Annotated in this window: 5 protein-coding genes, 2 rRNA genes and 1 pseudogene; 4 read left to right on the top strand and 4 right to left on the bottom strand. The window is 42.1% G+C overall.

Annotated elements, in window-relative coordinates; genetic code table 11:
* Nucleotides 1–242: ribosomal RNA gene (locus BGI33_RS02910) — 23S ribosomal RNA — on the top strand; the annotation flags it as partial.
* A 108-nt stretch (nucleotides 243–350) separates the two neighbouring features.
* Nucleotides 351–463, top strand: a 5S ribosomal RNA gene (rrf, locus tag BGI33_RS02905).
* Between the two features lie 146 nt (nucleotides 464–609).
* Here rrf and BGI33_RS14080 read toward each other — a convergent pair.
* The 3 genes and pseudogenes from BGI33_RS14080 to BGI33_RS02895 form a co-directional block, all read right to left on the bottom strand.
* A pseudogene (locus tag BGI33_RS14080) lies at nucleotides 610–711 on the bottom strand (transposase); the annotation flags it as partial.
* Nucleotides 712–821: 110 nt separating this feature from the next.
* Nucleotides 822–1,964, bottom strand: a complete 1,143-nt coding sequence (locus tag BGI33_RS02900; protein ID WP_100089888.1) for an AAA family ATPase — start codon at nucleotides 1,962–1,964, stop codon at nucleotides 822–824.
* Entirely contained in the window at nucleotides 1,964–2,824 is an 861-nt protein-coding gene (locus tag BGI33_RS02895) for an RNA ligase family protein (RefSeq protein ID WP_218965110.1), read from the bottom strand. The genes BGI33_RS02900 and BGI33_RS02895 overlap by 1 nt, the downstream gene beginning before the upstream one ends.
* 1,285 nt (nucleotides 2,825–4,109) lie before the next feature.
* On the opposite strand from BGI33_RS02895, the gene BGI33_RS02890 reads away from it, so the two are divergent.
* Together BGI33_RS02890 and BGI33_RS02885 are read left to right on the top strand one after the other, a co-directional pair.
* Complete coding sequence (locus tag BGI33_RS02890) at nucleotides 4,110–5,297, top strand: M20 aminoacylase family protein (RefSeq protein WP_218965109.1); 1,188 nt, start codon at nucleotides 4,110–4,112, stop codon at nucleotides 5,295–5,297.
* A gap of 40 nt (nucleotides 5,298–5,337) precedes the next feature.
* Nucleotides 5,338–6,618, top strand: coding sequence for an MFS transporter (locus BGI33_RS02885; RefSeq protein WP_100089886.1), 1,281 nt, complete (start codon nucleotides 5,338–5,340; stop codon nucleotides 6,616–6,618).
* 62 nt (nucleotides 6,619–6,680) lie between these two features.
* On the opposite strand, the gene tkt is transcribed toward BGI33_RS02885, so the two are convergent.
* Nucleotides 6,681–8,666 carry a transketolase gene (tkt, locus tag BGI33_RS02880; RefSeq protein WP_100089885.1) on the bottom strand — a complete coding sequence of 662 codons (1,986 nt, stop codon included), beginning with the start codon at nucleotides 8,664–8,666 and terminating at the stop codon, nucleotides 6,681–6,683.
* Between the last annotated feature and the right edge of the window lie 171 nt (nucleotides 8,667–8,837).

Genomic DNA, 8,837 nt, shown 5'->3' with positions numbered 1-8,837 from the left:
GGACCGGAGTGGACGAACCTCTGGTGTACCGGTTGTGACGCCAGTCGCATCGCCGGGTAGCTAAGTTCGGAAGAGATAAACGCTGAAAGCATCTAAGCGTGAAACTCGCCTGAAGATGAGACTTCCCTAGGGATTTAATCCCTCTAAAGAGACGTTCGAGACCAGGACGTTGATAGGTCGGGTGTGGAAGAGTGGTAACACTTGCAGCTAACCGATACTAATTGCTCGTGAGGCTTGACTCTATCATTTGAAGGACTTCATACATGAGAGCATGTACAGAAGAAATGATAAAAGCTTACTGATGAATACACATCACCAAGATTAAGGCTTTCTGATTTGACAGTTTAATGTCTGGCGGCCATAGCAGGTTGGTCCCACGCCTTCCCATCCCGAACAGGACCGTGAAACGACCTAGCGCCGATGATAGTATGGATGCCCATGTGAAAGTAGGACACCGCCAGACTCCCCATAAGAAGAACCCGGTTGAGAGATCAGCCGGGTTTCTTGCTTTGGCTAAAGGCTAGAAGGCAATGAATATAGATGCCTGCTAGCAAAACATAACAGCAGCCTTAGTGCTGCTGTTTGTATTTGTGCTTACTCTATATAGAGTGAATTAGCCATACCATATTTACGGCAAAGTTCTTTAACAGGAATACCGGCTTCAGCTTCTTTTAAAATAGATACGATTTGATGTTCAGTCATTTTTTTCATGATTAAATCCTCTGTGGGTTAATAAAGAGAATTTTCTACTTCAGAGCTGTACTATTTTAGGGGATAGTTACATATTAGTTCCAATGAATATGATTAAATATGCTTAATAGTTATGAATTAATCAAATAACTCACCTTATTTGCTTCCGTTGGCATGGGAACTTCCCATTTATTTAATAATCGCTGAATGGTTTTGTTTGGCAATGTAGTATCTCGCGCCGAGTTACGGTGATACAACTCTTTTTCTGCTTGTTCCAGATAGACGATTTCCACATTCGCATGATAAGCATAAAGCAAGTCAAGCGCTTTTTGACGCATTTCCTGCGATAAGTGGGTCGCATTCCAAATAAAAGGTTGTTTTTCTCTTAACCATTGTTTGACCTTTGCTAGCACAAATTGAATAACAAGTCTCTCGTTTTTGCCATACTTTAGTTTTAGCTCAGATCTGGCATCATCATAAGAAGCAACAGCCCATGTTGGGTAATGCTTTCTGATCCAACTATTTTTACCCGAGGCTGGTAAACCAGAGAGCATAATTACGTTAGAACCTTCTCGCGGAAATAATGAATAATCAGGTAATACATTACTGCCTCGAAAATATTGTACTCGAGTATAATCATCAACAAATTGGCGAGGGTGATGTAAACATCCCTCTTCAAGCGCTAGTTGCTTAAATAATTCGACTTCATCGAGTGCTCTTTGTTTATCAGCACAAATGCGACCCTTCATATCCGCTTTTGCTTGCAGGCATAACATCCAAATAGGCAATTGCCATGATAAACGATGAATTAAATATTCAGGCGATCTATTTCTATGCGTATCACTTAATGCAAAAAAAGGCACTTGATGTACACTAATGATTCGGCAGATTTGCTCGCGTAAATCAAATGGTACACCCATTCGCCATAATAAAATACGACTACGAATCTCTCCTTTTTTGGAATGTCTTGGTTGCGTAATTTTACCTGTATTTTCATCAATAACCGTGGTTTCAGGCTTAGCGATATCATGTAATAAAGCCGTCATAAATAATACAAACTGCTCATCTTGTGTTGCGTTGGTAAACTCTTCTTCCGCTAATAATGCACGCACTACCATTTGCGTATGAACCCAAACGTTACCCTCGCCATGGTGTGAGGGATCTTGTGGAGTGATGATTAAGTCATTCAACTCAGGAATACACGTTAACCATGGGCTAAAATCATCGGTTGCCAAGGTACTCGCTATTTGTTTTTTTAATGATTGGTAATTCATTATTTACCTCCATTTAGGCATCGATTATTCCAATTCACCGTTAATTGTGGACTATATAGCTCAGCATTTTGAGCCAATTGGTTTGGAATAAAAGGCTGTTCACTATGGTGCTGACCTGCATCTAAAATCGCCTGAACAAAATCTTGCCTAACCCATTTTAAGCGATCAATCGTTTGCTCTTCTGATTCGATTTTAAGATATAACCCTTCCATCAAATCAGAATCATCACATTGTTGCCAAGCTTTACTTAAATCAAGTTTTTCACGCGCTACTATCTTTTCAAAACAAGCACGCCAATTAGCGGTTTTAGCTAAAGAGGGGGTAATTAGTACTAATAAATCGCTTAATTTAGTAGGAGCAACCCCAGCAAACAACACAGGTACCGATAAAATAGGACCGCCAGCTAATAACTGGTGTCTCTTTAAAGTCGATAAAAAACAGTTTTGTTGTCTATCCCAAATATCAAATTCACAAAAATAATGAGGCAATGCATCATAAAAAATAGCATGTTTTTTATGTAACCATTCGCCATAAAGGATATAACGATCTTCTAGCCGCTCAAGCAACCAATTTTCGTGTACGCTAGCCCAGTGTTTTAATAGGTTAAATTGTCGCTCCCTAGCGCCACCCATCAAATAATGCCCTCGGGATTGAAGCAATAACTCACCACTTGCTGAAAAACTAATTGCACAGTTTGCACCATCAAGTTTTTCTTCAACAACAATATATTGACCAGTTAATTGTTTATAAGGACGTTGTCCATGTTCACTATCACCAAATTGTAATCGTGATCCTTCTAAATGAGGTGTTCGTGGATATTTAATTAATTCTAAATTTTGAATATAAGATTCCATTGCCATAATATTTTCTCCAAAAATAAGGGAAAACCGACAAGGAAAAATCTATAGATTGAATTGCAACGTAGAAGCTTAGAAAAGGCTAAGAAAAAGACAATATGATAGAAATACCACGTCGGCATTAAGATAAATTGTTACCTACAGGCATTTTGCCACCTCGTTATAATAAAGTTATTAGATTAAAAAAACGGCACTATTATTAAGAGTTGCTGATTTATTGTCAAGTTTTATGATAATAAAGGGTGAGTTATGTTAAAAGTTAATGATAAATTATTGTTATTCAAAAAAATTAAAAAAATAAATAAAATTAATGCATTATATGACGGATTTTTGGGTGGTGATTAACACATCAAATAAATTTTTGGACTAGGCTACGTTTTGTCAAGTGGAAATCATAGCTAATGTGTAAAAACCGAACCACAGTAGATAAAACTTTCAGAAAAATTTATAACATTGTCGTATGAGGTCTTCGTGTTATTTACTGTAATTTGAGAAATTGCAGTAATGAATATACATAAAAAACAAAGTTAATACCTTATCACTGACAAGAGATATGGCGCTTATATTATAAAGAAAAAATAACCATCACTGCTTTGGCTAAATGCTTTTATGATCTGTCATCCAATTATTTATAACGGGCTGAAGAAAGTCCGGTTGTAATTTTTTGTTTCCTTAATCAATAAAAAATGAACTTTATAAAACTATCTGTTACGGTATTAAATGTCTGGTTAATGTTGAAGTCTGTTGAAGATAAATTAAGACGTCAAGCTAAACACTATAACAAAACCTATCCAGGTGAAATGTTACATGTCGACACCAAGCTTTTACCTTTACTTAAAAATGAAACAAAATACTAGAGAATATTTATTTGCCGGCATTGATGATTTATCACTTGAGCTCTATGTGGGCATTTACTCGACAAATCCCAATTTAGCTCAGCGCAGTTTTTACAAAATGATGTGTTAGCCCAATGCCCTTATACTATTGAATGTATCCATTCCAATAATGGATGTGAATTGGAATGGCAACACATATTCAAACAACAAAATTAAGGGGTAGCTACACTGAAGTTGTTTTTTATTTTAGTACTTATTAATTTGAATAGTGCCATTGTTTTTTCTAGTGATTAATCCGAATATAAATCACTTTAAATATTTTGATTTTTTAATTGCTTATGTTAAATATGAAATTTTTAAGTTCAGGTATTAAATTATTTTGTTTTGTCAATGTTAATGCTGTTTGTTAAGCTATAATCTTTTCTTTTAACTAAATGTGTAAGGGTATGTTTATGAAAGAAGTGAGGGAACTGGTTGAGGCTGAGTTAGGTACTTTTGTTCAGTTGCGGCATGATATTCATCAACACCCTGAATTGGCTTTTGCAGAGAATCGAACCAGTGATTTGGTTGCTGGTTTGTTAGAGCAATGGGGCTATACGGTTGAGCGGGGTATTGGTGGTACTGGCCTGGTTGCTCAGCTTCGTGCTGGTAATGGTTCAAAGTGTATTGGTATTCGGGCCGATATGGATGCGTTGCCGATCTCTGAGGAAAGCGGTGTTGCTCACACTAGCAAGCATGAGGGCAAGATGCATGCTTGTGGTCACGATGGGCATACTACCATGTTGTTGGCCGCAGCCAAGGTATTGGCGGGCAGAAAGTCGTTTAATGGTACGCTGAATCTGATTTTTCAGCCGGCAGAAGAGTATGGTAAATCCGGTAGTGGTGCGATGCGGATGATTGCTGATGGTCTGTTTGAGAAGTATCCGTGTGATGCGGTATATGGGATGCATAATATGCCGGGTTATCCACAGGGGCAATTGCATTTTTATGATGGATGGATGATGGCTTCCTCTGACGTGGTAACGATTACGGTTAAAGGAGTAGGTGGTCACGGTGCGAAGCCGCATAATACGCACGATCCGATTGTGGCTGCTTCTTCTATTGTAATGGCCTTGCAGACGATTGTGTCACGTAATGTGAATCCATTGGATTCTGCTGTAGTGACTGTGGGTATGTTCCATGCCGGTGTGGCTAATAATGTGATTCCGGAACAGGCGGAATTAAAGCTGACCGTGCGTTGTTTCAAACCAGAAGTACGCAAGCTATTACAGGAGCGTATTGTGGCGATAGTACAGGCTCAGGCACAAAGTTTTAATGTGGTGGCTGAGGTGGATTATCAGCATGGCTATGCTCCTGTATTTAATACCACTAAGGAAACACAGTTTGCGCGTCAGATAGCGCGCGAAGTGGTGGCTGAGGAGAATATTGTTGATCAGACTGAGCCGATGGCCGGTAGTGAAGATTTTGCATTTATGCTGGAAAAATGCCCGGGAAGCTATTTGTTTATTGGTAATGGTTTGAAAGAGCTGGATGCTGCTTCTGGTTTTGATTTGCATAATCCTTATTATGATTTTAATGATAAGAATATTGCCATTGGTGCGACTTACTGGGTAGCACTGGCAGAACGTTTTCTGCAATAAATCCGATTTTGAATTTTTATAGAATAAAGGGAGTATTGATATGAATACAGGACAGGCGGCTGTAGAGCACAACAAGCCTCCGGCGAAGGCGATTGCGGCGGCGGTAGCCGGAAATGCATTGGAATTTTACGATTTTATTATTTATTCGTTTTTTGCAGTGTATATTGGGCAATCATTTTTTCCTAATAATGATGCATTTATCAGTTTGCTAACTGCTGTGGCAGTTTATGGTGTGGGTTTTTTTACCCGTCCACTTGGGGGTGTGTTAATTGGCGCTTATGCTGACAAAAAAGGGCGTAGAGCAGCCATGATTTTAACGGTAACATTAATTACAATTGGTACATTGGGGCTGGCTGCTACACCGAGTTATGAAAGTATAGGTATTGCTGCGCCAATTATTGTTTTATTCGCACGTCTGGTACAGGGCTTGGCGCTGGGAGGGGAAGTAGGCCCAGCTTCGGCAATGCTGATCGAATCAGCTCCACCTAATCAACGCGCTTTTTATGCTAGCTGGCAGATGGCAAGTCAGGGTATTGCTGTGGCTGTTGGTGGGATAGTTGGTTATTTGGTTTCTGCTCAGTTGAGTTTGGAACAATTAGCCAGTTGGGGCTGGCGCATACCTTTTCTGGTGAGTCTGGCTCTGATTCCAATTGCTCTGTATATTCGCCGTGCCTTGCCGGAAACTCTGGAAGAGCCAACATATCACAATGATGCTGAGATGCTGACGATAATATTCACCCGCTATAGAAAAGAGGTAATATTGGGCATTATGGTGTTGATGGCAACTGCTATTACTGCTCAGGTAGGCAATTATATGACTACTTTTGCTATCAATACGCTGAAATTTGACCCAAAGATTGCACAAGTCTGTACTATTTTAGGTGGGTTGATGATGTTTCTGTTTTCTTTGCTGGCGGGACTTCTGGCCGATAAATATGGCCGTAAAAGCATTATGTTATGGCCACGTGTGGCTTTGATGTTGCTGATTGTGCCGATGTTTTATTTGCTGGTGAAAACGGAAAGTGTGGCAATGCTGTTACTGGTGACGATGATGGTAACGCTGTTAACTGGTATGACTGGTGCCAGTAGTCTGGTAGCGATTCCGGAAATGATGCCGATTGCACTGCGCGCCACAGGGGTATCAATTGTTTATGCTATTGGTGTAACTTTGTTTGGTGGTACTGCGCAATTTGTACTGACTTGGATGATTAAGCATTTCGGTGCGATATCACCGGCTTATTATGTGGTTGGTACCAGTATATTATCTATTATCGCGATTTTGATGATGCCGGAAACGCGTCATGTCAATGTTAAAGATTAAATTGGCTGTAAGCTGATATAAAAAAAGCCAGCAGATATTGCTGGCTTTTTTTGTGGCTGGATTTAAATAACGCTTTTAACCACATCGACAACTTGATCAACTGTGAAGCCGAATTCCTGAAACAGCTGTTCTGCTGGTGCGGATTCGCCAAAACGGTTGATGCCGATAATGGCACCATCGCTACCGACATATTTGTACCATGAATCACTTACGCCGGCTTCTATGGCAATACGCGGTAAACCGGCAGGCAGTACGCTGTCACGATAGGTTTTGTCCTGTTGGTCGAAGATATGGGTATTGGGCATGGATACGACGTGAGTGGCGATACCTTGTTCGGCCAGTTTGGTTTGGGCATTGATGGCCAGCTCAACTTCGGAACCTGTGGCAATGAGTACTGCCTGTGCAGATTTTTCAGAGGCTGCTTTCAGGACATAGCCGCCACGGCGGATATTGGCCAATTGTTGGCTATCACGCGGCATAAATGGCAGTCCCTGACGGCTGAATATGAGGCAGCTGGGGTGATTATCTGCAGCTACAGCATCAGCCCAGGCTACTAATGACTCGGCACTGTCGCAAGGACGCCATACGCTCATGTTGGGAATCAGACGCAAGGTAGCGATTTGCTCAACTGGCTGATGTGTTGGGCCGTCTTCGCCTAGGCCGATAGAGTCGTGCGTGAACACAAATATCGGGTTAATTTGCATCAGCGCAGCCATGCGCAGGGCATTGCGTGCATATTCGCTGAACATCAGGAAGGTAGCGCCAAATGGTTTGATACCGCCGTGCAGGCTCAGGCCGTTCATGATGGCTGCCATGCCAAATTCGCGTACGCCATAATGGATGTAGTTGCCACCACCTGTGGCTGTGACTGCTGTACTGCCTGACCAGTCGGTGAGATTAGACGGAGTAAGATCGGCAGAACCACCGACAAATTCAGGCAGGATTTGTGCCAGAATTTCGATGCTGTTCTGACTGGCTTTGCGGGTAGCCACTTTTTCTGCTTTGCAGCAAACATCGTTTAATGCATTTTGGACGTGTTCGGTAAAGTTTTCTGGCAGTTTGCCATCCATGCGACGGATAAATTCCGCTGCTTCGGCTGGGTATTGTTGCCGGTAGCGGCTAAATAAATCCTGCCACTGCTGTTCCAGTTGTGCACCGGTTGCGACAGCATTCCACTCGTCATAGATTTCTTGTGGAATAGTAAATGGTTCATGCGCCCAGTTCAAGGCTATACGGGTAGCCGCAATTTCTTCGGCTCCTAACGGGGCGCCATGGGTTTTATGGCTGCCTTCTTTATTGGCTGCACCTTTGCCAATTCTGGTTTTGCAGCAGATAATTGATGGTTTGTCGGTTTCGGCTTTGGCAGCAATAATGGCGGCACGGATCGCTGCTTCGTTATGGCCGTCTACGTTGGCAATGGTGTGCCAGCCGTAAGCAGCGAAACGTTCGGGAATATTTTCACTGAACCAGTTGTCTACTTTGCCGTCGATGGAGATGTTGTTGTCGTCATACAGGACAATCAGTTTGCCCAGTTTCAGGGTGCCGGCCAGTGAGCACACTTCGTGGGATATGCCTTCCATCAGACATCCATCGCCAACGAAAACATACGTATAGTGATCAACGATATTAAAACCGGATTTGTTAAATTGGGCGGCGAGGATTTTTTCTGCCAGCGCCAGGCCAACGGCATTGCCGATTCCCTGGCCTAATGGGCCGGTGGTGGTTTCTACGCCATCGGTATAGCCATATTCTGGGTGGCCGGGGGTTTTGCTGTGCAACTGACGGAAGTTTTTTAGGTCTTCGATGCTGAGGTTGTAGCCGCTCAGGTGCAGCAGGCTGTACAGTAGCATGGATGCGTGACCGTTGGAAAGAATGAAGCGGTCGCGGTTGTAGAATTTGGGGTTGGCCGGATTATGTTGCAGGAATTCGCGCCATAATACTGTAGCCATTTCGGCCATACCCATTGGTGCGCCGGGATGGCCGGAGTTGGCCTGTTGAATTGAGTCCATTGCCAGGAAGCGAATTGCATTAGCAAGATGTGATGCCATGAAGTTGCCTTTTGATGAGGGGAAATAGCTGGTTGCAATAGCTGTGTAAAGTAATGTGCTGAACCTTGCTGTGTGAGACAGGGTTTATACAGTGTGGATTATCCTGAATCTATGCAAACCTATCAAGGAAAGTGTGTTTGGTGTGCTTATATGTACTAGCTTAAACTTAAT

The sequence above is a fragment of the Snodgrassella alvi genome (assembly GCF_002777425.1).
Lineage (GTDB): Bacteria > Pseudomonadota > Gammaproteobacteria > Burkholderiales > Neisseriaceae > Snodgrassella > Snodgrassella alvi_B.
This window is presented reverse-complemented; position numbering and strand designations above follow the sequence as displayed.